This is a genomic window from Maritalea myrionectae DSM 19524, from assembly GCF_000423365.1.
Classification (GTDB): domain Bacteria; phylum Pseudomonadota; class Alphaproteobacteria; order Rhizobiales; family Devosiaceae; genus Maritalea; species Maritalea myrionectae.
The window spans coordinates 469,626-491,385 of the sequence record NZ_AUHV01000003.1 but is presented as its reverse complement, the minus strand read 5'-3'; the positions used below and the strand labels follow the sequence as shown (position 1 = coordinate 491,385).

23 protein-coding genes are annotated in these 21,760 nt (G+C 52.9%); 11 read left to right on the top strand and 12 right to left on the bottom strand.

All coding sequences use genetic code 11. The annotated features are described in order from the left end of the window. The 4 genes from G549_RS0108525 to G549_RS0108510 are packed head-to-tail and all read right to left on the bottom strand — an operon-like array spanning position 1 to position 3,492. On the bottom strand, positions 1-744 hold the full coding sequence (locus G549_RS0108525) for an ABC transporter ATP-binding protein (RefSeq protein WP_027834673.1): 744 nt from the start codon (positions 742-744) through the stop codon (positions 1-3). After that, positions 741-1,577 carry an ABC transporter ATP-binding protein gene (locus G549_RS0108520; RefSeq protein WP_027834672.1) on the bottom strand — a complete coding sequence of 279 codons (837 nt, stop codon included), beginning with the start codon at positions 1,575-1,577 and terminating at the stop codon, positions 741-743. Before G549_RS0108520 ends, G549_RS0108525 begins: the two co-directional genes overlap by 4 nt. Beyond that, positions 1,574-2,479 (bottom strand): ABC transporter permease, encoded by a 906-nt coding sequence (locus G549_RS0108515; RefSeq protein ID WP_027834671.1) that lies wholly within the window; start codon positions 2,477-2,479, stop codon positions 1,574-1,576. The genes G549_RS0108520 and G549_RS0108515 overlap by 4 nt, the downstream gene beginning before the upstream one ends. Positions 2,480-2,493: 14 nt before the next feature. Then, positions 2,494-3,492, bottom strand: a complete 999-nt coding sequence (locus G549_RS0108510) for an ABC transporter permease (protein ID WP_027834670.1) — start codon at positions 3,490-3,492, stop codon at positions 2,494-2,496. 212 nt (positions 3,493-3,704) lie between these two features. On the opposite strand from G549_RS0108510, the gene G549_RS0108505 reads away from it, so the two are divergent. From G549_RS0108505 to G549_RS0108480, 6 genes are all read left to right on the top strand, one after another. Continuing rightward, positions 3,705-4,289, top strand: a complete 585-nt coding sequence (locus G549_RS0108505; RefSeq protein WP_027834669.1) for a cupin domain-containing protein — start codon at positions 3,705-3,707, stop codon at positions 4,287-4,289. A gap of 48 nt (positions 4,290-4,337) precedes the next feature. Further along, a complete protein-coding gene (locus tag G549_RS0108500) occupies positions 4,338-5,924 on the top strand; it encodes an ABC transporter substrate-binding protein (RefSeq protein WP_027834668.1) in 1,587 nt (528 codons plus the stop codon). Between the two features lie 99 nt (positions 5,925-6,023). Continuing rightward, the gene (locus G549_RS0108495; protein WP_084634133.1) at positions 6,024-6,449 is read left to right on the top strand and encodes a GFA family protein; all 426 of its coding nucleotides are present in this window, start codon (positions 6,024-6,026) and stop codon (positions 6,447-6,449) included. Positions 6,450-6,513: 64 nt separating this feature from the next. Beyond that, positions 6,514-7,431, top strand: coding sequence for a 2-dehydro-3-deoxygalactonokinase (locus G549_RS0108490; RefSeq protein WP_027834666.1), 918 nt, complete (start codon positions 6,514-6,516; stop codon positions 7,429-7,431). Further along, positions 7,428-8,042 (top strand): 2-dehydro-3-deoxy-6-phosphogalactonate aldolase, encoded by a 615-nt coding sequence (locus G549_RS0108485; RefSeq protein ID WP_027834665.1) that lies wholly within the window; start codon positions 7,428-7,430, stop codon positions 8,040-8,042. The genes G549_RS0108490 and G549_RS0108485 overlap by 4 nt, the downstream gene beginning before the upstream one ends. Continuing rightward, a complete protein-coding gene (locus G549_RS0108480) occupies positions 8,039-8,479 on the top strand; it encodes a YaiI/YqxD family protein (RefSeq protein ID WP_027834664.1) in 441 nt (146 codons plus the stop codon). The genes G549_RS0108485 and G549_RS0108480 overlap by 4 nt, the downstream gene beginning before the upstream one ends. Positions 8,480-8,516: 37 nt before the next feature. On the opposite strand, the gene G549_RS0108475 is transcribed toward G549_RS0108480, so the two are convergent. The 6 genes from G549_RS0108475 to ltaE all read right to left on the bottom strand — a co-directional run bounded on the left by G549_RS0108475 (position 8,517) and on the right by ltaE (position 15,945). Continuing rightward, positions 8,517-9,578, bottom strand: coding sequence for a DUF1513 domain-containing protein (locus tag G549_RS0108475; protein WP_027834663.1), 1,062 nt, complete (start codon positions 9,576-9,578; stop codon positions 8,517-8,519). Further along, a complete protein-coding gene (locus G549_RS0108470; RefSeq protein ID WP_169449630.1) occupies positions 9,578-10,588 on the bottom strand; it encodes an imelysin family protein in 1,011 nt (336 codons plus the stop codon). The genes G549_RS0108475 and G549_RS0108470 overlap by 1 nt, the downstream gene beginning before the upstream one ends. Positions 10,589-10,632: 44 nt before the next feature. After that, the gene (locus G549_RS0108465; protein ID WP_051213560.1) at positions 10,633-12,087 is read right to left on the bottom strand and encodes a di-heme oxidoreductase family protein; all 1,455 of its coding nucleotides are present in this window, start codon (positions 12,085-12,087) and stop codon (positions 10,633-10,635) included. 54 nt (positions 12,088-12,141) lie between these two features. Beyond that, a complete protein-coding gene (locus G549_RS0108460; protein WP_027834660.1) occupies positions 12,142-13,410 on the bottom strand; it encodes an imelysin family protein in 1,269 nt (422 codons plus the stop codon). 190 nt (positions 13,411-13,600) lie between these two features. Continuing rightward, on the bottom strand, positions 13,601-14,890 hold the full coding sequence (locus tag G549_RS0108455; protein WP_027834659.1) for an NAD(P)/FAD-dependent oxidoreductase: 1,290 nt from the start codon (positions 14,888-14,890) through the stop codon (positions 13,601-13,603). A gap of 2 nt (positions 14,891-14,892) precedes the next feature. Then, positions 14,893-15,945, bottom strand: coding sequence for a low-specificity L-threonine aldolase (gene ltaE, locus G549_RS0108450; protein ID WP_051213559.1), 1,053 nt, complete (start codon positions 15,943-15,945; stop codon positions 14,893-14,895). 125 nt (positions 15,946-16,070) lie between these two features. On the opposite strand from ltaE, the gene G549_RS0108440 reads away from it, so the two are divergent. The 5 genes from G549_RS0108440 to G549_RS0108420 all read left to right on the top strand — a co-directional run bounded on the left by G549_RS0108440 (position 16,071) and on the right by G549_RS0108420 (position 19,556). After that, a complete protein-coding gene (locus tag G549_RS0108440) occupies positions 16,071-17,105 on the top strand; it encodes a P1 family peptidase (RefSeq protein WP_036221758.1) in 1,035 nt (344 codons plus the stop codon). A gap of 1 nt (position 17,106) precedes the next feature. Beyond that, positions 17,107-17,439, top strand: coding sequence for an ArsC/Spx/MgsR family protein (locus G549_RS0108435; protein ID WP_210162411.1), 333 nt, complete (start codon positions 17,107-17,109; stop codon positions 17,437-17,439). A gap of 98 nt (positions 17,440-17,537) precedes the next feature. Beyond that, positions 17,538-18,137: a sigma-70 family RNA polymerase sigma factor gene (locus tag G549_RS0108430; RefSeq protein ID WP_051213558.1), complete on the top strand. Its 600-nt coding sequence runs from the start codon at positions 17,538-17,540 to the stop codon at positions 18,135-18,137. Next, positions 18,134-18,796 (top strand): ChrR family anti-sigma-E factor, encoded by a 663-nt coding sequence (locus G549_RS0108425; RefSeq protein ID WP_027834654.1) that lies wholly within the window; start codon positions 18,134-18,136, stop codon positions 18,794-18,796. Before G549_RS0108430 ends, G549_RS0108425 begins: the two co-directional genes overlap by 4 nt. A gap of 7 nt (positions 18,797-18,803) precedes the next feature. Further along, positions 18,804-19,556, top strand: a complete 753-nt coding sequence (locus G549_RS0108420) for an SDR family NAD(P)-dependent oxidoreductase (protein ID WP_027834653.1) — start codon at positions 18,804-18,806, stop codon at positions 19,554-19,556. Positions 19,557-19,565: 9 nt separating this feature from the next. Here G549_RS0108420 and G549_RS0108415 read toward each other — a convergent pair whose 3' ends face one another. Both G549_RS0108415 and G549_RS0108410 read right to left on the bottom strand, forming a co-directional pair. Then, the gene (locus G549_RS0108415) at positions 19,566-20,348 is read right to left on the bottom strand and encodes a DUF1365 domain-containing protein (protein ID WP_027834652.1); all 783 of its coding nucleotides are present in this window, start codon (positions 20,346-20,348) and stop codon (positions 19,566-19,568) included. Beyond that, complete coding sequence (locus tag G549_RS0108410) at positions 20,345-21,673, bottom strand: NAD(P)/FAD-dependent oxidoreductase (RefSeq protein WP_027834651.1); 1,329 nt, start codon at positions 21,671-21,673, stop codon at positions 20,345-20,347. The genes G549_RS0108415 and G549_RS0108410 overlap by 4 nt, the downstream gene beginning before the upstream one ends. Between the last annotated feature and the right edge of the window lie 87 nt (positions 21,674-21,760).

Below are 21,760 nucleotides of genomic sequence, written 5' to 3'. Positions count from 1 at the left end.
TTATGCCACATGTTCATGTTTGCTGGCTTGATAAAGCTCTTGCGAATAGGGCTCGTTAAACGTGCCCTTGGCCAACTGATCGCGGGTCGCAATTTCCACAATCTTCCCCTTTTTCATCACCGCAAGACGATCGCACAGGAACGACACGACCGGCAGGTCGTGGGTGACGAGCAGGAAGGTCAAATTCTGATCTTTGCGCAATTGTTTGAGCAGGTTCAAAATCTCTGCTTGCACCGACACGTCGAGCGCGGAGGTTGGTTCATCCAAAAGCATCAGCTTAGGCTTGAGCATCAATGCCCGGGCAATGGCCACGCGTTGGCGCTGGCCGCCGGACATTTGGTGTGGAAAGCGGAAGCGATAGCGCTGGTCCAGCCCTACGGCGTTGAGCATTTCCACCACACGGTCGCCATTGTCCTTGATGCCATGAATGGTCAATGGCTCGCTCAGCGTGGTGTCGACTGTTTTGCGGGGATGCAAAGAGCCGTAAGGGTCTTGGAACACCATCTGTGAAATGCGGGAAATGTCGGCGCGTTTGCGCGGGTCTACTTTTTCCCCGTAGAGTTTGATTTCGCCTGTCCATTCATCATTCAGCCCGCAAATGGCCTTCAGAATTGTGGATTTACCAGAGCCAGATTCGCCCACAAGCGCGAAGCTTTCGCCTTCCTCAACAGTAAGGCTGGCGCCGTGCACCACTTGCACGGAGGAATAGGCAATGTTGAGATTGTTCAGTTCAATTGCACTCATGTTGCAGCCCATTGGGTTCGATCAAGGGTGGGAAGTTCGTCGCGTGTTTCATCGAGGCGCGGCATGGCGTTGAGCAGGCCTTGCGTATAGGGATGCGTCGCGTTTTGCAGGTCAGCGGCGTCGCGCTGCTCGACAATTTCGCCCGCATTCATCACCAGCACGCGATCTGCATAGTTTGCGACCAGGTTCAAATCGTGGCTGATCAGGATGAGGCCCATGCCTTTTTCTCGAATCAAATTGTCGATCAGATCCAATACTTGTGCCTGCACCGACACATCGAGCGCCGAAGTTGGTTCGTCTGCGATCAACAAGTCAGGTTCTGGGATCAGCATCATGGCGATCATGATGCGTTGGCCCATGCCGCCAGACACTTCATGCGGATAGAGCTTGGCCACCCGCGCAGGATCGTTGATCCGCACTTGCTCCAGCATGTGCAGCACTTTCTCATCCAGTTCTTTGCGGGTGAGTGTTTGGTGCGTGCGCAGGGCTTCGGCGATCTGATCCTCAATGCTCAACACTGGATTGAGCGAGAATTTAGGATCCTGCATCACCATGGAAATCCGGGCGCCGCGCAGTTTACGCATTTGGCGTTCGGACTGTTTGTTCAAATCGATGCCATCAAAGACGAACTTTTTGGCCGTAACGCGCCCCGGTGAACGGATCAATTTGAGGATTGCGCGGCCGGTCATGGATTTGCCGGAGCCACTTTCGCCCACAATCGCCAAACGCTCGCGGCCCAGGTCAAAACTGATGCCTTTGACCACCTCCACATCCCCTTGGTGGGTGGGGAAGGTGACACGCAAATCTTCAACTTCAAGCAGTTTCTGGCTCATGATTTGCCCTCATTTTTGGGGTCAAGAATGTCGCGCAGGCCATCGCCCAAGAAGCAGAAACCAAGCGAAACAACGATGATGGCGAAGCCGGGCATGGTGGCCACCCACCATTGATCCAGAATAAAGGCACGGCCACGCGAAATCATGGCGCCCCATTCTGGCAATGGAGGTTGCGCCCCAAGGCCCAAAAAGCCCAGGCCCGCCGCAGTCAAAATAATGCCCGCCATGTCCAGCGTGACCCGCACGATCATGGAAGATGTGCACAAGGGCAGCACATGGTTGATGATGATGCGGGCAGGCGAGGCACCTTGCAATTTGATCGCGTCGATAAACTCGGCATTGCGGAAAGTGAGTGTTTCCGCCCGTGCAATCCGCGCATAGGCCGGCCATGCGGTGATGGCAATGGCGATAATCGCATTTTCAATGCCCGGCCCAAGCGCCGCCACAAAGGCCAGCGCCATGATTAGCTTTGGCATGGACAAGAAAATGTCGGTGATGCCCATCATCACCTTGTCGACCCAACCGCCGAAATAGCCGGAGATGGCACCGATCACCAGGCCAATCGGGGCGGAAATAGCGGCCACCAAAAGCACAATCATTAGTGTGAGGCGGGAGCCATAGACCACGCGCGAAAAGATATCGCGGCCCAGTTCGTCTGTGCCCATCCAATGCTGCCAACTTGGCGGCAAAAGGCGGTTTTCAAGGTCTTGTCCAATGGGTGAATAAGGGGCGATCAGGGGCGCGAAAGCGGCCATCAGCACCAATACCACCACGATAATCAAGCCTGTGATGGCCAGCGGATTGCCAAGTAATGACAACCACATGCGCCATGTGCGCCCCGCAAAGGCTTGGCCTTTGGAGGTGGGGCTGTCGGATAAAAGCCATTCGGTCATATTGCTCATTTCATTGGCTCCTTTTACCGACTTCTGGGGTCAAGGACGCGATAAAGCACATCCGAGATTTTGTTGATAAAGATAAAGACCGCACCGATCACCAAAGTGGCGCCCAGAACCGCATTCATATCGGCGTTGAGTAGGGCGACGGTGAGGTAATTGCCGATGCCGGGCCATGAAAAGACCGTTTCAATCATCACTGAGCCTTCCAAAAGGCCCGCATAGGACAGGCCGATCACGGTGATGAGCGGCACGCGAATGGGCAAGAAGGCATGTTTCCAGATTACTTTATATTCCGGCACGCCTTTAACCCGTGCAGTGGTGACAAACTCTTGGCTGAGTTGGTCCAGCATGAAAGAGCGGGTCATCCGTGCGATATAGGCCAGAGAGAAAAAGCCGAGGATCGCTGCGGGGAGTACCAAATGGTGGATGGCATCGTAGAAGATCTCCCATTCACCTTGGAGCAGACTGTCCACAAGGATGAGGCCCGTGACTGGCTCGACAATGCCTTCATAAAAAATACCGATCCGGCCTGGACCTGCGACCCAGCCTAAATGGCCATAAAACAAGGCCAGCCCCACAAGGCCGAGCCAAAAGGCGGGTACGGAATAACCTACAAGGCCGAGCACGCGGAAGATTTGGTCAACCCATTTGCCTTCGTTCGCAGCAGAAAGAACGCCCATGGGGACACCAAGAACCACGCCGATGATGATGCCGATGGTGGCCATCTCCAACGTGGCGGGGAAAACCCGTTTCAAATCTTCAATCACCAAGCGTCCGGTGGAAGCTGAGTTGCCAAGATCGCCGCGAAACACGTCCAAAACATAGGTGAAGAACTGGATCACCAAAGGTTGGTCTAGTCCCATGGCTTCACGTGTGGCATCATAGAGCTCTTGTGTGGCGCGGTCGCCCACAATGGCCAGCACTGGATCAATTGGAATCACGCGGCCAATAAAGAAGGTGATCGCCAGAAGGCCCAAAAAGGTGAGGAACAGCACAAAGAAGAATTGTGCGATCGTCATAAATCTTTTGAGCCAGATATTGTTGGTCCAGCTTTGCGCTGAAATATCGACTGTGTCGGTTTGAGACACGGATATACCCCCCAAGGATTTCGGAATTTTTCTAAACTTGCATAGAAGAAAGTCCAAAATCAAACATTTTTTATCTATACAAAAATTATTTTGATAGTATATAACTTTATTAATGGAATGCGCTTGGGAAAGGGAGGCCGAGCTTGAATATCGCAGCACCACAAACATTTGCAGTTGGAGGCTTGATTCGCGAACAACGTCGCAGAATGAAGCTGACTTTGACGCAATTGGGCGAGCGGGCCGGGGTATCTGCTGGCTATCTTAGTCAAGTTGAGCGCGAGAATGCAGTGCCGAGTTTGGCCACATTGGGCCAGATTGCTTTGGCGTTGGGTTTGGAGATTGAGCACTTTGTTTCGATGCCCAAAGCCACCAATGCCATTACACGCAAAAGCACGCGCCCGAAATTTCATATTGGCGACTCTTCAGTGGTTTATGAAAAGCTGGCTGTTGAGCATCCCGCCAACGAATTGTCTTCGCTGATCCTTACGATCCCTCCTGGCTATCAGTCAGAGGTGGCGTCACATGAGGGCGAAGAAATCATCTATATGCTGGAAGGCCGGATTGAACAGACGGTTGCTGATGCCTGCTATGAGCTGGGCGTGGGCGATAGTTTGCATTATCGCGGTGGCCTTCCTCATAGCTGGTCTAATCCATTTGACGAGACTGCAAAGATCATCTGGACCGGCACATTGACCCTTTTTCGTGAGCTGAGTTTGGCGAAAAAGTAAATCGGATTCGCACCGCGTTGGTGTGAAGACCAAAAGGAGGAAACGGAAGTGAAATTACTCAAGTCCTTAATGCTGGCAGCGGCGTTTACCCTGCCGATGGCAGCGGGTGCAGCCCAAGCTGCTACACCAGACAACGCTTTGGTCGTTGCGCAAAATATTGATGATATTGTTGCGATTGACCCAGCGCAGGCCTACGAATTTACATCAGGCGAATTGGTCACCAACATTTATGACCGTTTGGTACAGTATGATGCCGAAGATCCAACAGTTTTGGCCGCTGGTTTGGCTGAAAGCTGGGAAATCGACGCTGAAAACAAAACCATTGTTTTCAATTTGCGTGATGGCGCGGTGTTCCATTCTGGCAACCCAGTTCGTCCAGAAGATGTGGCGTTTTCATTGGGTCGCGTGATCAAATTGAACCTGACACCTGCCTTTATCTTGGCGCAGCTTGGCTGGACCGCTGAGAATGTGGATGACATGGTCACCACTGGCGACGGCACTGTGACGATCAAATATGATGGCGACTTTTCACCAGCGTTCGTGATGAACGTTTTGGCGGCACGTCCAGCGTCTGTTGTCGATAAAGAATTGGTGATGGCCAATGAAGTTGACGGCGATATGGGCAATGCCTGGTTGAATGCAAATTCAGCTGGCTCAGGTCCTTTCGAACTGGGTCTTTACCGTCCGGCAGAATTGGTGCGGTTGGAAGCTAACCCTGATTACTTCAAAGGTGCGCCTAAGATGAAATCAGTGTTGTTGCGTCACGTTGCAGAAAGCGCGACACAGCAATTGTTGCTTCAGTCTGGCGATGTGGACATGGCCCGTAACCTTACACCTGATCAGGTTGAAGGTTTGGACGGCGATGTGAAAGTTGAAACTTTCCCACAAGCTGCTGTGCACTTCTTGTCATTCAACCAAAAAACAGACAGCCTTACACCTGAAGCGGTGTGGGAAGCTGCCCGTTACCTGGTTGATTATGAAGGCATGACCAACTCAATCATCAAAGGTCAAATGGAAGTTCATCAGGCATTCTGGCCTAAAGGCTTCCCTGGCTCATATGACGAAACGCCATATAGCTATGACCCTGCAAAAGCCAAGCAAATCTTGGAAGATGCTGGCATTGAAACCCCAATCACTGTTGATTTGGACGTGATCAATGCAGCGCCTTTCACAGATATGGCGCAGTCATTGCAAGCAAGCTTTGCAGACGCTGGCATCAATTTCGAGATCATTCCGGGCACTGGCTCACAAGTGATCACGAAATATCGTGAGCGTAGCCACGAAGCCATGCTTTTGTATTGGGGCCCAGACTTTATGGACCCTCACTCAAACGCGAAAGCCTTTGCGTACAACTCTGACAACTCAGACGATTCATATGCTGCGACCACAACATGGCGTAACGCATGGGCCGTGCCTGATGAGTTGAACGAAATGACCAAAGCGGCTTTGACTGAAAGCGACCCTGCAAAGCGTGAAGAAATGTACGTTGAATTGCAGAAACGCGTTCAGGAAAAATCTCCAATCATCATTATGTTCCAAGCTGCTTACCAAGTGGCCATGGGCGAAAATGTTGAAGGATACGTCAACGGTGCCACATCTGACTTTGTGTTCTACCGTCTCGTAGAAAAAGACTAATCCTCCCTGGATTTGTCGTGAGCGGGCCGCTCGTTTTCCTTCGGGAAGGCGGGCGGCCTTTTCGTTTGCCGCTTTTATCAATTGGCCTATAGTGCGGCCATGACTCAAAAATACGCTGGAAAATGCCTTTGTGGCGCCACCGAATATGAAGTCATCGGCGCCCCGGTCATTGTGGCGCAATGCCATTGTGAAGAATGCCGCCGATTGAGTGGCACCGGGCACACTATTGGCGCGATGTTTTCAAAATCTGGATTTAGCGCCAGCGGGCCAGCAAAGGAATTTACCTATCAATCCAGCAAGGATTCCACAGTAACTAAAGGTTTTTGTGGGCAGTGTGGCAGCCCCCTTTACGGGACAAACACCCGCACTCCTGAATATATCACCCTCTCGCTAGGTACGCTGGATGATGCGGCCGGGCTTGAGGTTCAAGTGGTGATATTTGAAGGGCGTAAGCAGCATTGGGATCAATTGGGTGCGGATGTTGCAACCTTTGAAACCCAACCTGATTGGACGCCACAAGACTGATCTTTGTGCTTTGGTCTTGGCCTTCACATATTCCTGCGCCATAAAGGCCCAAGGAGTTTCGATTATGTCTCAACAGATTTCATTTATCGCCTTGGATTGGGGAACATCCAATGTCCGCGCCTATGCTATTGACGCAGAGGGGCGCATTGTGGACGAGGTGGCCAGCGATAAAGGCATGGGCAAACTTCAGCCTGATGAATTTGAACCCACATTATTGGAATTGATTGCGCCTTGGCTATCTGATGACGGGACGCTGCCCATATATGCTTGTGGCATGGTTGGCGCACGCGGTGGCTGGCAAGAGGCGACATATGGGCAAGTGCCTTTTGATGTACATCGGGCGTTGAAGCTGACCAAGGTGGCGACAAGTGATCCGCGCATTGAGGTGCAGATTGTGCCGGGGCTTTGCCAGAGCGCGCCTGCAGATGTGATGCGCGGTGAAGAAACCCAGATATTCGGATTGCTGGAGAAATATCCTGATTTTGAGGGCACGATCATTTTGCCTGGCACCCATTCGAAATGGGCGGAGATTAAATCGGCGCAGGTTATGGGTTTTAAAACCTATATGACTGGCGAGATGTTCAATCTCTTGTCGCAGCAGTCTGTGGTGCGCTTGAGCGTCGCCGAGGATGGATGGGATGAGGATGCCTTCCTAATCGGCGTGAAAGAGGCAATGTCTGCGCCGCAGGATTTTACCCATCTGGTGTTTGGCTTGCGGGCCAAAAGCCTGCTGGCTGGCCTGACACCCGTTGAAGCGCGGGCCATGTTGTCTGGCTTGTTGATGGGCATGGAAATCAAGTCGGGCATGGATAGTTTTGCCACCGGACACGTGGCGATTGTTGGTGGCGCGAAATTGATGCGCATCTATCAAGCCGCATTTGAAGAATTTGACATAGACCCGCTTTGTGATGTGGATGAAAATTTCACGGTACGTGGGCTGAATTTGGTTGCGAAAGCACAGAAAAAAGGAGTGGCGTCATGAACCATCGCCAATTGATTGCGATTTTGCGGGGGATCACGCCAGACGAAGCTGTTGATGTGACTGCTGCGTTGGTGGAAGCGGGCATCACCATGATTGAGGTGCCGCTTAATTCGCCCCAGCCTTTGGATAGCATCTCTAAAATGCGCAAAGCCTTTGACGGGCAGGCGCTTATTGGTGCGGGCACTGTGCTTAGCGGTCAGGATGTGGACAATTTGGTGTCGGCCGATGGCCAATTTGTGGTGTCACCTAACTGCGATACGGGGGTCATCCGCACAACAAAGAAGGCTGGACTATTGTCCTACCCTGGCGTGTTGACGCCGAGCGAGTGTTTTGCGGCCATTCAAGCAGGGGCGGATGGGTTGAAAATTTTCCCTGCCTCGGTGATTGGCCCCAGCGGCATCAAAGCCATGAAGGCGGTGCTGCCGCCAAGTATCCCCGTTTATGCCGTTGGTGGCGTGGACGCAGATAATTTTGATGTCTGGGTGCAAGCGGGTGTCGATGGTGCAGGTATTGGCGGCGGGCTTTATAAACCCGGCGAGAGCGCAAATGTCGTGCATACGCGGGCCGTGGCTCTGGTAGATGCCTACGACAAGGCGTTTGAAGACAATTGAGAATTTACGTTGATGGGGATGCGTGCCCCGTAAAGGCTGAAGTTTTAAAGGTCGCCGAGCGCTATCAGGTGCCGGTGACCATTGTGTCCAATGGCGGGTTGCGCCCGTCGCGTGATCCAATGATCCAGCATGTGATCGTGCCCCACGGGGCCGACGCGGCAGATGATTGGATTGCCGAGCATATTGGCGCTGGCGAAATTGCCATCACTGCCGATATTCCTTTGGCCAGCCGCTGTTTGGAGAGGCAGGCGCGCGCATTGGGACCAACGGGCAAAGAGTTTGATGCGCACAATATCGGCATGGCGCTGAGCATGCGTGAGTTGAACCAGCATTTGCGCGAAACCGGCGAGAGCAAAGGCTACAATAAGCCCTTTGATGCCAAAGATAGGTCCAGCTTTTTGCAGGCGCTTGATCGGCTTTTGGCAAAGGCAGTTTGATCTCGGCTCAGGGCTGGGATAAAGCACTTGCTGCCGCTTATAAAGCGATCAAATGATTGTCGAAGCGTAGATCATCCAGAGTTTGGTCCCCAAATGCGCCGAGGCCTGACGAGAATTGAAACCTGTCGCGGCCATAATCCACCCCGCAGATGTCATCCTGTTTGCGTCGATCAATGATATTGCCGTGTCGGTCCAGAATATAGGCGCTGCCACCTTTGGGGGAGGTGATCGCCACTTGTTCCCCATCGCCGCTGGCCGCCACTGAGCCGATATAGTTGTGCAGGGCCGCCAGATCATCTTCTGGCATCAGGATAAATTCGAGGCCATTGTCGGGGCTGGCATTGGCCAAGAGGCTTTCCGGTAGTTCGCTTTTATTCTGATATTGTCCCGCAATCCAAACTTCGCCGTTGCCGCCCAGCGCCATATGGCGCAGGGAGAGTTTTTGCAATTGGTCGGGCGCATCATATCGGGCAAGTAAGTCGCCCGTGGAAGGATTAATCCACGCAATATTGGCGCGCATGCTGGCCAGGTTGAGCTTGGCGCGGGCGAAGTCGGGGTGGGTTTCGATGCCGCCGTTGGCGATAATGAGATGGCCAGAATGCGGATCGAGCCGCAGATCATGGGGGCCAACGCCGCCTGCATCAAATTCGCCGACGCGCTTGATGGGCTGGGCGGTCAAATCGTAAATGCCGATGACGCCGCGGGCATTTTCAAAGTCGTTTTCCGTGGCGTAAAACAGGCGGCCATCGGCGCTAAAGGTACCATGGCCATAAAAGTGGCGGCCCTCGATGCTGGAGATTTCGCCCAAGACTTTACCATTTTTGCCAAACAGTATGGCGAAGGTGCCGGGGCGGCGGGCAAAAACGATCAGCTTGTCTTTCTGCGTTGATAAGGCAATGTCGTGACCGCGGGCGGGCAGGTCGATCTTTGAGATCAGCTTGCCCTGTTCATTCAGCAGCACCGCGCCAAATTGACCGTTGGGAAACGCAACGCAGGAGGCAAAAATTTGCTCAGATTGGGCCAAGACTTCCTGCGCGGGCATGGCCAGGCTGGTGAGAAAACTGGCGCCAGAAATCTTGAGAAAATCTCGTCGCAGCATTAGTCGCCATCCAGTGAAGAGAAACCCACCACAAGCCCTAGTTCGGGGGCGATCTGGTCGTTGGCGATATCTCGCAGCGAGTTTAGCACGATGCGCAAATAATGGACCTTTTTACGCAGGGCGTCGTCGGCCAGAATTTCCTGATTGCTGTGGGTCGAAAGTTCTTTGGCGCTGCGCAAGGCATTGTCCAGCTCGAAGCGATAGGCATCGAATGCGCTGGCCAGCATTTCTTCATGTTCGTCTGTGCCTGTGAAGGCATCAAAGGCCGCGCTGACGCCCTCAATATCGCGCAAAACCAGCTTCATGCTCAGGCCCGCACGGCGCAAGGGCAACACATTGAGGTTGGGTTTTTCTTCCGCCCATTCATTGAGCCGCGTGGCGCTGATGATTTCTGGGAAATGGGAAAATGTTTCGAAGCTGATTTTCAATATTTCTTCTTCGGTGCGGAAAAGGGCCGACCGTTCTTGCGGGTTTTCAAACTGGGCGATCAACCCATCCTCTGCCACCAAATCAACCACCATCTGGTCAGCTATGGCCCACATGTTCTGGGCGATGGTCTCGCCATAGCGGCAGGCATGGCTGTTGGCGTCGGTTTTGAGTTTATCCGCCAGCGCACCGTGCAATATATATTCCAAGGCGTTGAGCCCCTGCAAAGCGACGCTTTTGTCTTGAAGGCTGTCGACGCTCAACACGCTTTCATCTTCGCCCACCAGTGCTTTTTGCACTTGCTTTAGCCCTGTGGATTTCCGATCGGGCCAAAAATAAAGGCGCTCCAGCCGATCATTTTGTTTGATCGGGCCAAAGCGCACAGGTTCTGCGTAAGCATAGGCGCTGACCAGATCGGCAAAGCCTTCGCGGGCGGTGTGCAAATTTGTCTCGGAGGGCGTTTGGCACAGGGTTTCCATGGCGTCGATTTGCGAGTCCGCTGTCGCCGCCAATTGCTGATAGGCGGGCACCAGAAAATCAGTGAGCATGGCGCTCGGGTCTTGCGCCTGAGCGCTGCTTGCCATGATCAAAGAAAGGGCAAAGGGGGCGAATTGGGCGGCGTGTTTCATCATAGTGACTTCAAAAATTGAATGAGATGGTCGCGTGTTGTGCGGTCGAGCGCCATAAAGTTCTGCTTGGCTGTTTCTGCCTCGCCACCATGGAAAAGGATCGCTTCTTTCAAGCTACGGGCCCGGCCATCATGCAGATATCGTTCTTGGTCGGCAACAGCTTTTGTATGGCCGATGCCCCAAAGGGGCGGTGTGCGCCATTCGCGCGTGCCCACGGTGCCGCTTTGCGTTCTGTCTGCCAGCGCGTCGCCCATATCGTGCAACAAAAAGTCAGAATAGGGCCAGATCAGTTGGAAGCTGTTGCCGCCGGCTACTTCTTCGCGTTTGGTGACATATTTGGGCGTGTGGCAGCTTACGCATCCCGCGTCATAAAATGCCTGTTTGCCTTTTAGCACTGTTGGGTCACTGGTGTTTTTCCGCTTCGGGACGGCCAGATTTGCGGTGTAAAATGCTGTCAGGTCGAGCACCTTTTGCGGTATTTCGTGCTTTCCCAAATTGAGCTGCGTGCCGCCCGGGGCACTGCGGCATTCGGTTTGAGCACTGGTGCAATCGCCCCAATCATCATGATGTTTGGGGTTAGACAATCCCATATCAACTGAGAAGGCGTTGGCCACTTGTTGCACCAGATTGTGCACATCGGCGCGCAAGCCAAAGCGCCCCAATTGGTCGCCCTTCAGGTTGGCTTTGCCTGAAATGCCATCGCCATCATGATCATCAGGGTCTGCTTGTGCCAAAATATCGTTGGGGTCGATTTGATCGATCAGGCCCATGCCGATCAGCGGCGGCGCGATGCGCGGCGAAATCTCAATTGAGGTGGCGATGGGGCCATGGCTCATATTGTCAATTTCATAGATGGGGTGATGCAGCGTGATCTGCTCCCCATCATCCAGTTTTACTGTTTCCGTGCGATAAGAAATGGCGACCTTGGCTTCGGGTTGTACCTTGCCCGAGGCGAATAATTGCAGCTGATCGCCATAGATAGGGTCCCCCATTTGCCGGGCCGTGTCGATCAATTTGATGGCGAGGCCAACAGGTTGTTCTCCATCATTTTCAGGCAAGCGGCCGCGACCGTTGCGGATGTGGCAAGACTGGCAAGCGCGGGCATTGAAAAGCGGGCCAAGTCCGTCGGATGCTTTGGTGGAGCTGGGGGCAGCGACCCAGAATTTATCAAACAAAGCTTCACCCAAGGTGAAATTCATGCGCTGATCTTGCGGCAGATTTGCGCTGGGCTGGCTCAGCCGTTCGCGCCCCTCAGTATGATCAGATGAGGTGGCGCCACCGGGATTGGCTTCAAACGTTTCGGCTTGGGTGAAATCGGTGGTTGGGGCTGTAACGCGCAACAAGCGGTCACGCTCGGCGCTGTCTTCAGCCCAATCATATTGCGGGACGGGCTGGGCGCTGGCCAACTGGCTAAGTGCAAAAATGAAAAACGGCGTGGCCAAAAAGGACTTCATGGAAATGATCCAGTGGGTGCCGATGCGGGATGTCCCGCATCGGCCAGTTTAAATCTATTCGAAAACCGCATCTGGATTGTCCAGACTGTCCGAACCTTCAAGCTCGACGCCTTCCAATGAAAGCGCGACAACGGCGCGTTCGATGGAGCGTGTTTGCTTGACCAACGCATCAATGGCATTTTGTACAATGGCGTTGCCTTCTGCATTGCCTTCGCCGATCATTTGGTCATAGCTTTCGGTCTCTGCTCGATCAACCATCTCGGTAAATGCGTCCATGGTGCTGGCAATGTCTGTGCGCAGTTCTTTGGCGACAGCTTCATCAGCGTGGCTCACATAGTGGGCGATTGACGTGCCTTCGAACACTGTGCCGTCAAGCCGTTCATAGCGCCCCAAATAGACGTTTTGAATGCCCTTGGCGTCGTAATAATGCGAGTTGTGGGTGTTGTCAGAAAAGCAATCATGCTCTTCTTCAGGGTCGTTGAGCAACAGGCCCAGCTTCATGCGCTCGCCGGCCAGTTCGCCATAAGACAATGATCCAAGGCCAGTCAAAATGGTGTTGAGCACTTCGGCTTCAGACTTTTCTTCCAAAGCTTTACGGGCCGCGCCGTCCTCTTCCCAATTGGCTTCCATTTCTTCCAAATCGCTGACGAGCAAATCAGATGCAGCGTCCAAATATTGCCGACGACGGTCGCAATTGTCATTGGTGCAATTTTCAAGCGAATAGTCTGTCGCGGGGCGGTTGCCTGCGCCCGCATCGGTGCCGTTCAAATCCTGGCCCCAGAGCAAAAACTCAATCGCGTGATAGCCCGTGGCCACATTGGCTTCAACGCCGCCCGCCTCGTGCAGTTTTTCGCTCAAAAATGCTGGTGTGATCTCGTCGACAACCAAGGTTTCGCCGTTTATCGAGATCTCTTTATTAGCGATGATGTTGGCGTTAAAGAGTGGGTTGGTGTCGCTTTCAAGGCCATAGGCGCTGGCGTCGACATAGTCGATCAAGCCTTCATCCAAAGGCCAAGCATTTACGCGACCCTCCCAATCATCGACGATGGCATTGCCGAAACGATAGGCTTCTGTTTGCTGATAGGGCACACGCGCGGCCAACCATGCGTCTTTCGCTGCTCGCAGGTTCGCTTCGGTTGGCTCTGCCAAAAACGCATCGATCTGATCCTGCAGCTCAATGGCGGTGATCAGGCTATCTTCAAAAGCTAGATGAGCGATTTCGGCGTAGGTTTCAACGACGCTGTGGGCTTCATCGTGGGCCAGAGCGAATGTCGGGCTCGTACACAACATGGCGGCGAATGAAATTTTCGCGAGTGTTTTCATGAATTTGATTGTCGGGGGCAAGGCCCGACCTCCTCTTTAGGTCAAAAAATGGGACAAAATATCGATTATGTTTGCCCGTATAAATATGAGTTAATTGATCATGTTTAAAAAATCAATAGAAAAATCAATAACTTAGAATGGTTCTAAGAAAGCGGAACATATTCCTATTTGCCTGTGGACAGCAGTGTGGCTACCCGATGTTCAGATGTTTCAACACCGGATAGGCAGTATGCACGGCCGTCGCGCCACATTCATAATAGGCGGATTTTAGGCCGGTAAAACTCTCATCATATTGTGTGATGGGCGCAATTGGCAGTACGGTTTCGTCACTGTTGATGAGCGCTTTGACCATTTGAGTGCCAAACAAAGTGCCAGGGCCAATACCGCGACCTGAATAGCCGAAAGGCGCAAAGCCTTTGCCGCCGAGATCCAAAATCTTTGGCAAATGATCGGCGGTCATCGCGATTTTACCGCACCATTGGTGGGTGAAGGGCAGGTCGGCGAGTTCTGGATATAGGTCGCGCAGTTTTTGCCGTCCCCACAGTTTGTGGAAGAGGGCGGAGGCATGGTCCAAGCTGCCGATGGCGCCCAATATCAGTCGGTTTTCTGCGTCGAGCCGCAAGCTGGTCATTACTGTGGCGCAGTCCCATGTGCCTTCGCGATTGGGAAGGATTTTTGCGGCCTGCGCATCGGTTAGCGGCGCTGTGGCGGATTGGAAAAACTGCACCGTCGAGAATTGATCTTTTGAGTGTCGCACATGCTTATGATCGTAAGCGTTGGTGGCGATAATCACATAATTGGCTTTGAACTCGCCCTGCCGGGTGGCCACGCGCCAGGTGCCATCTTGTTGCACTGCTGTTGCCGGGCAATGTTCGACAATTTTTGCCCCCGCATCCTGTGCTGCTTTCGCCAATCCTTGGGCAAATTTTAAGGGATGGATGGTGCCTGCACGGGGATCAAACAAGCTGGCCACAAAATGGGTGGAGCCAAGGCGCTTTTGCGTTTCCGCTTCACTCAACATCTCCACTGGTGCGCCGCGGGCGGTCAGCTGGCGCAGCCGTTTGTCCAAGTCTTTCTTGTGATGATGGCTTTGAGCGCAATGCAGTGTGCCATTGCGCACTGCGTCACATTGAATTTGATGCTGTTCGATCAAGTTGAACACGAGATCGGGGGCCGCCGCGAGGGCGGTATTCAGCTTTTGCCCCGCCTGCAGGCCCAGCGTATCTTCCACCTCCTGCGGTGGCGTCCACAGCCCGGCATTCACCAGCCCAACGTTCCGGCCAGAGCCACCAAAGCCGATGGTTTCGGCTTCCAGTAAAATCACGTTCAAGCCTGCCTTGGCCGCTTCAAGTGCAGCAGCGCAACCGGAAAACCCGCCACCAATAATGGCGAGATCGACGCTTTGCTGATCATGGGTCTGATCAAATTGCGGGGCGTTTGCGGTGGCTTGCCAAAGGTTGGTGTGCGGGGTTGATGTCATGGTTATCCGTTAAAGCTTTTGAAGGCTGAAATGATTTGGTCGAGCTGATTGTCATCGATGTTGCGGTGCAACACGATGCGGCTTTCAGTGCCGGCCGAAACGATGATTTTGTTGTCGCGCATATGGGCACCAAGCTTTTTGGCGCGGTCTTTTTCAAGATGCACAAACAGCATATTGGTTTGATTGTCCTGATAGGTCACATCATAGCGCCCGGTTTCGCGCAACGCATCGGCGAGATGTTTGGTGCGACGGTGATCTTCTGCCAAATCATCTACATAATTGTGCAGGGCAAATCGGCCCGCTGCGGCAATGATGCCAGCCTGCCGCATGCCGCCGCCCAACATTTTCCGCCAGCGCTTGGCCTGGTGGATAAAGTCTTTGCTGCCCACAAGCACTGCGCCGACTGGGGCGCCCAAGCCTTTCGACAGGCAGATATTGATGCTGTCGAACGGCGCGGCCATGGTGGGGGCGTCTACGCCCAATTTTACGCAGGCATTGAACATGCGCGCGCCATCAAGGTGTATGTTCATATTGTGAGCGCGGCCCGCGTCAGCCGCGGCTATGGTGCGCTCCATGCTCACGGCTTGGCCGGAGTGTGTGTTTTCCAACACCAAGGTGGTGCTGATGGGGAAGTGACTGTCGTTCGGCTTGATGGCCGCGTGGATATCTTCGGCGTTGAGCCCGCCATCCTCTTGGACCGGCAATGGGTCATAAGTCAGGCCGCCTAAAACGGCAGCGCCGCCCGCTTCATATTTAAATATGTGATATTTGCGCCCCACCACAATCTCGCGGCCGCGTGGATTATGGGTCAGCATCGCCACCAGGTTTGATTGTGTGGACGAGGGCAGAAAAATCCCGGCCTCTTTGCCCAGCTTTTGTGCCATTTCGTCTTGCAAAGCATTGACGTTCGGGTCGTCCCCATAAACATCATCACCCACATCCGCTGCCGCCATCACTTCGCGCAATTGCGCATCTGGCTTGGTCACAGTGTCCGACCGCAAATCAATAAAATCTGCGATATTGTCGATATTTTGGGTTTTGAGGTTCTCGTACATATTGGTGCAATCTATTTTGGAAAATCAGTCATTAGATGACGATGGGGCTGGTCAGCGCGAGATTGGCATGACACAAATTTTGGTGCAACCAATAACTGGCGACCCGTAAACAGGAAATTTGATTGATGAGTTATGCCCCCTTTGATGACGCTGCCATTGGATATTGGCAATTGCCCACAGGGCGCACCAATTCGATTTGCGACGTGGAAGGGGTGCGCGTCGGCCATGTGCAAAATATGCAAGGCAACGCCCGCACCGGGGTAACGGCTTTGCTGCCCATGGCGGATAATATTTACGCCAACAAACTGCCTGCCGGATGCGCGGTCATCAACGGTTTTGGCAAGTCGGCGGGGCTGGTTCAGGTGCCTGAATTGGGCGAAATTGAAACGCCAATTGTGTTCACCAATACGCTTGGCGTGGGCATTGCCTCGCAAGTTTTGATTGAACGTGCCATCGCTGAAAATCCGCAAATTGGGCGGAATGGCAGCGCCACCGTCAACCCGCTGGTGTTTGAATGTAATGATGGCCGTGTCAACGATATTCAGGCCATCGGCATTGATGGCGATTTGGTCGAAGCGGCGCTGGACCAGTGCGACACGACCTTTGCTCAGGGCACTGTCGGGGCGGGAACCGGCATGTGTACCTTTGGGTTCGCAGGTGGCCTTGGCAGCGCATCGCGCAAAGTTCAAATCGGCGAACAAACCTATACGCTTGGGTCATTTGTGCTGTCGAATTTTGGCCAACGGTCGAACATTCGTGTGTTTGGCCAAAATCCACAAAAGTTTACCGATCAGACGCCTGATAGCCCAGATGCAGGGTCCATCATCATCGTGATGGCCACAGACCTGCCGCTCGACAGTTTGCAACTCTCCCGATTGTCGCTGCGCGCAGCGGCGGCTTTGGGGCGATTGGGCAGCCATTATGGCCATCATAGCGGTGACGTTGCCTTGGCGTTCTCAACGCAAAATGCGCGGAAACTGAATGATGATGACATCGTAGTTCAGCAGCGGCTGTCGGACCGACATGCAGACAAAGTTTTCTTGGCTGGTGTCGAAGCCACCGAAAACGCCATTCTGAATGCCCTATGGCACAGTGAGCCACACGAAGGATATGATGGCAGCCTGTTGCCGCGCTGGCGAGATTTTTATGAAAGAGGATAAAATGCTTGCACTGTATGGTCTCAAAAACTGTGACACCTGCCGCAAGGCGACCAAAGCGCTGGAGGCAGCGGGGCGTGATGTGGCGTTTCACGATGTGAAAAAGGAACCGCTTGGCAAAGATCAGCTTGTGGTGTTTTTGGATGCGTTTGGCGTTGATAGGCTGGTCAATAAAAAGTCCACCACATGGCGCGGTTTGAGCGAAGAAGAACGGCAGCGCGATCCCTTGGATTTGTTGGCTGAAAACCCTAGCCTGATGAAGCGTCCGGTCATTGTGGAGGGCGACAAGAAGCATCTCGGATGGCAAGGGGATGTACAAGCCAAACTTATCGGTTAAGGTGCGAATATTATTGAAATTATTTTTTGATCCGGATGTGAACCGAATTCTGATGCCGCCCGTTAATTAGGCAAAGAACAGTCACAAAGGGTCCAAATATGCGATCGGCGTTAAATTTGGCACACAATGACGAAAATATAGGCACGGCAGATGATCCAACGCTTTTGAAGCAGGCTATGGTCCGTGTTGCTGAGGTTCAGGATCGGGAATCGTTCCAGTTCTTATTTTCGTACTTTGCGCCCCGGGTGAAGGCTGTGCTCCTCAAAGCGGGGAGCAATGAGAGCCAAGCCGAGGATTTGATGCAGGATGTAATGATGACCGTGTGGCGTAAAGCAAAGCTTTATGCCCCTGACCGTGGTTCGGTGAATGCTTGGGTGTTCACTGTGGCGCGGAATGCACGGATTGATTTGCTGCGACGTGCGTCTTCACGGCCCTATGATGATGTTTATGAAATTGAAATGGAAAGTGATGTCGCCTCGGGAGAAGACGAAATGTTTGCAACCGAGCGGGCGGAACGGGTCAGCGAAGCGCTGTCCGAGTTGCCTGAAGAACAGCGGCAGATCATCGAATTGGGATTTATAGAAGACATGTCGCAAAGTGAAATTGCGGAAAAGCTGGGTCTGCCTTTGGGCACTGTGAAATCTCGTATGCGGCTAGCATATGGAAAAATGAAATCTAAGTTGGAGGCGGTGCGATGACAACCCAACACCATCTCGATGATGCAACCTTGTTGCGTTATGCCAGTGGCGATTTAGATAGTGCCTTCACCATGGTGGTGGCTGCGCACTTGGCCATGTGTGACAAATGTCGAAAAGCGGCGCGCGATGCGGAAGAAATTGGCGGCCATATGATGGATCATGTGGCACAGGCGCCTGTGTCTGACGATGCGTTTGAGCGGATGATGGCGCGCCTAGATTCGGGCGCTGATGAGCAAATTGAAGTGGATTTGCCCAAGAAATCAGCACCAGATAGTGATGTGCCTTTGCCATTGCGGGCCTTGATTGGCGACCATATGGATGATGTGCGCTGGCGCCTGGTTGCGCCCGGTGTGCGCAAATATGAAATTCAGCAGGGCAAAAAAGGCGAGTCTTCGCTTTATATGCTCAACATTTCCCCAGGCATGGCCGTGCCAGAGCACGGGCATGGCGGCGCTGAGATGACCCTTATTCTTTCAGGTGCTTATCGCGATAAATTGGGCGTTTTCGGCCCTGGCGATGTGGCTGACCTGGACGAAGATATTGAGCACCAGCCGATTGTGGAGCCAGGCGAGGCCTGTATTTGTCTTGTGGCGACAGAAGCGCCCACACGGTTTAAGGATCTGATCGTTCGGTTGATGCAGCCCTTCGTGCGGATTTAGGTGATATATGTCCTTTAAAGGCAAACACATTTGGATCACGGGCGCCAGCACCGGGATTGGGCGGGCTTTGGCCAAAAAGCTCGATGCGGATGGCGCGCTCGTGTCTGTCTCTGCGCGTTCTGAAGATAAGCTGAATTCACTGGTTTCTGAAGGCCAGAATATTCGTGCCTTTCCGGTGGACGTAACCGACGTGTCGATGATGAACGCGGCAATCGATATGATTGCGGACCGTGCGCCCATCGATTTCGTTGTGCTTGGCGCGGGTGCCTGGACGATTATGGACAGCGACCAGATGGACATGGCTCCCATTCGTACGGGCATGGAGGTCAATTATTTTGGCACCCTTAACGCGGTCGACAAATTGATCCCCATGATGAAGACCCGTGGCGTCGGCCATATTGCCATCATCGCCTCGGTTGCAGGCTATCGCGGCTTACCGCGCTCCATCGCCTACAGCCCAACAAAGGCCGCGCTGATCAATCTGGCAGAGATTTTAAAGGTCGAATTGGAGCCGCACAATATTGGTGTGAGCATCGTTAATCCGGGTTTTGTGGATACACCGTTGACGCAAGATAACCCATTTCCCATGCCGGGTCTGATGTCAGCCGACGAGGCAGCAGACGCGCTTTATAAGGGATTGGCCAAACGCAAGTTTGAAATCTCATTCCCATTCGGCTTTACGCTGGTGATGAAGATGTTGCGAGTGGCCCCAAACTGGCTCTACCTGTTTGTGATGCGCCGGATCAGGGCTTCGATTTAGCCGCGTTGTTTAGTCAACATTATGTGGTTTTTTGAAAATCGCGATGGCGCGTTTGGGCGCGTCTGGCTTGGGCTTGGGACGCAACCCTTTAATCCACAACTTCAGCGCTTCAAAGTTGATGCCAAACACCACTTTCATTGTCATCCAGCCTGTTCGGCCGAGAGACTTTAGTAGTTGCATGTCGGTAAGGGGCTTTTGCTCCCCATGCACAAAGGCATTGAGCAGGGCACCCTCCGCATCTTTAAGCGCGACGCCCAAGGTCAGTTCTTCGCCGGGTTTGGTCACATGAAAGCGATAATTGCCTTCGACATTGTTGAATGGTGAGACGTAAAATTGCTTCGCACAATCTTGCCAAATCACGCCATCTTCGGCTTCCCCTGCCGGGATCACATAGGTATGGCGCTCGCCAAATGTGTTGCGCACCTCATAGATCATCAATTTGATTTTGCCGCGTTCTACCGCGTAATAGGTGGTCAACGGATTAAAGGCGAAATTGAGAATTCGCGGATAGGCGAGCATGAAAAAGCGCAGCTTCTCAGATTCAACACCAGCTTTTTCGGCCAGATCCTTCAAATAGCCCGGAAGGTCTTGTCCTGTACCGTCGCCAAAATCTTTGTCGTGCAAAGACAAGAGATTGAATTTGTTGTGGCTAAACAGTTTTAAATGTTCAGCGGTGCGGTCCAAATCATCGACTTCGACAAACAGGTTGAACACGCCATAGCGCAATTTATGCTCAACCGGCCGCAGCCGCTTGTGCGTTACGATGCCATCATAAACTGCGCTTTCCATCATTCTGCTGCCTCGCGCGGTGCCAATGGTGTCACGTTGATGCGGCCGGATTCATTTTCAACCTGCCACGGGCGGGCTTGGCCGCCCAATTGCTCGGCGACAGCCAAGCCGGACTGGATACCATCCTCATGGAAGCCATAGCCAAAATAAGCGCCACAGAACCAGGTGCGGTTTTTCCCCTGTAGCTGCCACAGGTCTTTTTGCGCTTCGATTGACTCGCTGTCGAAAACCGGGTGCATATAATCAAAGCTTTGGATGACCGCTTTGGGGTGAATGTCACGTGTCGGATTGAGGGTCACGAACAGATCAGTTTTGGTCTCCAAATGCTGCAGTTCGTTCATCCAATAAGTGACGCACAATTCATCTTCGCCGTTCACCGTTTGCTTCAAATAGTTCCAGCATGACCAAAGTCGTTTGCGCTTTGGCATCCAAGCATCATCGGTGTGCAACACAGCTTTGTTCGGCTGGTAAGGGAAGTGGCGCAACAAATTCTGTTCCGCTGCGCTGGCATCGTCGAGCATCGCAAGGCTTTGGTCAGCGTGGCTGGCCATCACCACATGGTCAAACGGGCGCAAAACGCCATTGCCATCTTCGATGTGCACATAATTTGGGTGGCGCATGATCTTTTTGATCGGTGTGGATAGATGCACATCGATATTCGAGTCGGCGATCATGCATTTTACATATTCGCGGCTGCCGCCAATCACAGTGCGCCAATCCGGTTTTTGAATGGCCTTCATCAACGCGTGATTGTGGTAGAAATTGATGAATGTTTGCGCCGGATAATCCATCATCGCCTTGGCTTTGGTGGACCAGATGGCGGCACCCATGGGGATAATGTGATTATCAATGAAGGGGCGGTCATAGCCTTCGCGCGCCAAAAAATCACCCAGGGAAATTTCCTGGTTATAGGTGGCGATGCGCGATTGAGCGGATTTAAAAAACCGTAAGATGTCGGCCAATTGGCTCCAATGCATGGGGTTGGCCACATTGCGGCGTTGGCCAAAGAACCCGTTGAGGCCTGAACCCGAATATTCATATTTGCCCCCATTCATGGTGAATGAGAAGCTCATATCCGTATGTTTTGTCGGCAGGTCAAAATGCTCAAACAGAGCTGACAAGTTGGGGTAGTTTGGCTCGTTGTAAACGATAAAGCCTGTGTCGACCGGAATATTGCCTTCAGGCACGGGTGCTTCAACCGTGTTTGAATGGCCCCCCAAATAATCATTGGCTTCGTATAGGGTCACGTTATGGTTTTTGGACAGCAACCAAGCCGCGCTTAAACCTGAGATACCTGAGCCGACGACGGCAATGTTCAATTTACTCATAAAGTCCGGTTCCGATCGATAAATCTGATGTAGAAGAAACGCGGACTTGTGTGTAATGGATCACAACGCTCCCCTTAATAAATTGAC

What these genes read in the sequence shown, in the direction of transcription:
- G549_RS0108510 (WP_027834670.1), bottom strand. Translation starts at nt 3,492, where the DNA reads ATGACGATCGCACAATTCTTCTTTGTGCTGTTCCTCACCTTTTTGGGC.
- G549_RS0108465 (WP_051213560.1), bottom strand. Translation starts at nt 12,087, where the DNA reads ATGAAGTCCTTTTTGGCCACGCCGTTTTTCATTTTTGCACTTAGCCAG.
- G549_RS0108470 (WP_169449630.1), bottom strand. Translation starts at nt 10,588, where the DNA reads ATGGCAAGCAGCGCTCAGGCGCAAGACCCGAGCGCCATGCTCACTGAT.
- G549_RS0108425 (WP_027834654.1), top strand. Translation starts at nt 18,134, where the DNA reads ATGACAACCCAACACCATCTCGATGATGCAACCTTGTTGCGTTATGCC.
- G549_RS0108415 (WP_027834652.1), bottom strand. Translation starts at nt 20,348, where the DNA reads ATGATGGAAAGCGCAGTTTATGATGGCATCGTAACGCACAAGCGGCTG.
- G549_RS0108460 (WP_027834660.1), bottom strand. Translation starts at nt 13,410, where the DNA reads ATGAAAACACTCGCGAAAATTTCATTCGCCGCCATGTTGTGTACGAGC.
- G549_RS0108410 (WP_027834651.1), bottom strand. Translation starts at nt 21,673, where the DNA reads ATGAGTAAATTGAACATTGCCGTCGTCGGCTCAGGTATCTCAGGTTTA.
- G549_RS0108490 (WP_027834666.1), top strand. Translation starts at nt 6,514, where the DNA reads ATGTCTCAACAGATTTCATTTATCGCCTTGGATTGGGGAACATCCAAT.
- G549_RS0108475 (WP_027834663.1), bottom strand. Translation starts at nt 9,578, where the DNA reads ATGCTGCGACGAGATTTTCTCAAGATTTCTGGCGCCAGTTTTCTCACC.
- G549_RS0108435 (WP_210162411.1), top strand. Translation starts at nt 17,107, where the DNA reads ATGCTTGCACTGTATGGTCTCAAAAACTGTGACACCTGCCGCAAGGCG.
- G549_RS0108455 (WP_027834659.1), bottom strand. Translation starts at nt 14,890, where the DNA reads ATGACATCAACCCCGCACACCAACCTTTGGCAAGCCACCGCAAACGCC.
- G549_RS0108440 (WP_036221758.1), top strand. Translation starts at nt 16,071, where the DNA reads ATGAGTTATGCCCCCTTTGATGACGCTGCCATTGGATATTGGCAATTG.
- G549_RS0108485 (WP_027834665.1), top strand. Translation starts at nt 7,428, where the DNA reads ATGAACCATCGCCAATTGATTGCGATTTTGCGGGGGATCACGCCAGAC.
- G549_RS0108495 (WP_084634133.1), top strand. Translation starts at nt 6,024, where the DNA reads ATGACTCAAAAATACGCTGGAAAATGCCTTTGTGGCGCCACCGAATAT.
- G549_RS0108430 (WP_051213558.1), top strand. Translation starts at nt 17,538, where the DNA reads ATGCGATCGGCGTTAAATTTGGCACACAATGACGAAAATATAGGCACG.
- G549_RS0108420 (WP_027834653.1), top strand. Translation starts at nt 18,804, where the DNA reads ATGTCCTTTAAAGGCAAACACATTTGGATCACGGGCGCCAGCACCGGG.
- ltaE (WP_051213559.1), bottom strand. Translation starts at nt 15,945, where the DNA reads ATGTACGAGAACCTCAAAACCCAAAATATCGACAATATCGCAGATTTT.
- G549_RS0108515 (WP_027834671.1), bottom strand. Translation starts at nt 2,479, where the DNA reads ATGAGCAATATGACCGAATGGCTTTTATCCGACAGCCCCACCTCCAAA.
- G549_RS0108525 (WP_027834673.1), bottom strand. Translation starts at nt 744, where the DNA reads ATGAGTGCAATTGAACTGAACAATCTCAACATTGCCTATTCCTCCGTG.
- G549_RS0108520 (WP_027834672.1), bottom strand. Translation starts at nt 1,577, where the DNA reads ATGAGCCAGAAACTGCTTGAAGTTGAAGATTTGCGTGTCACCTTCCCC.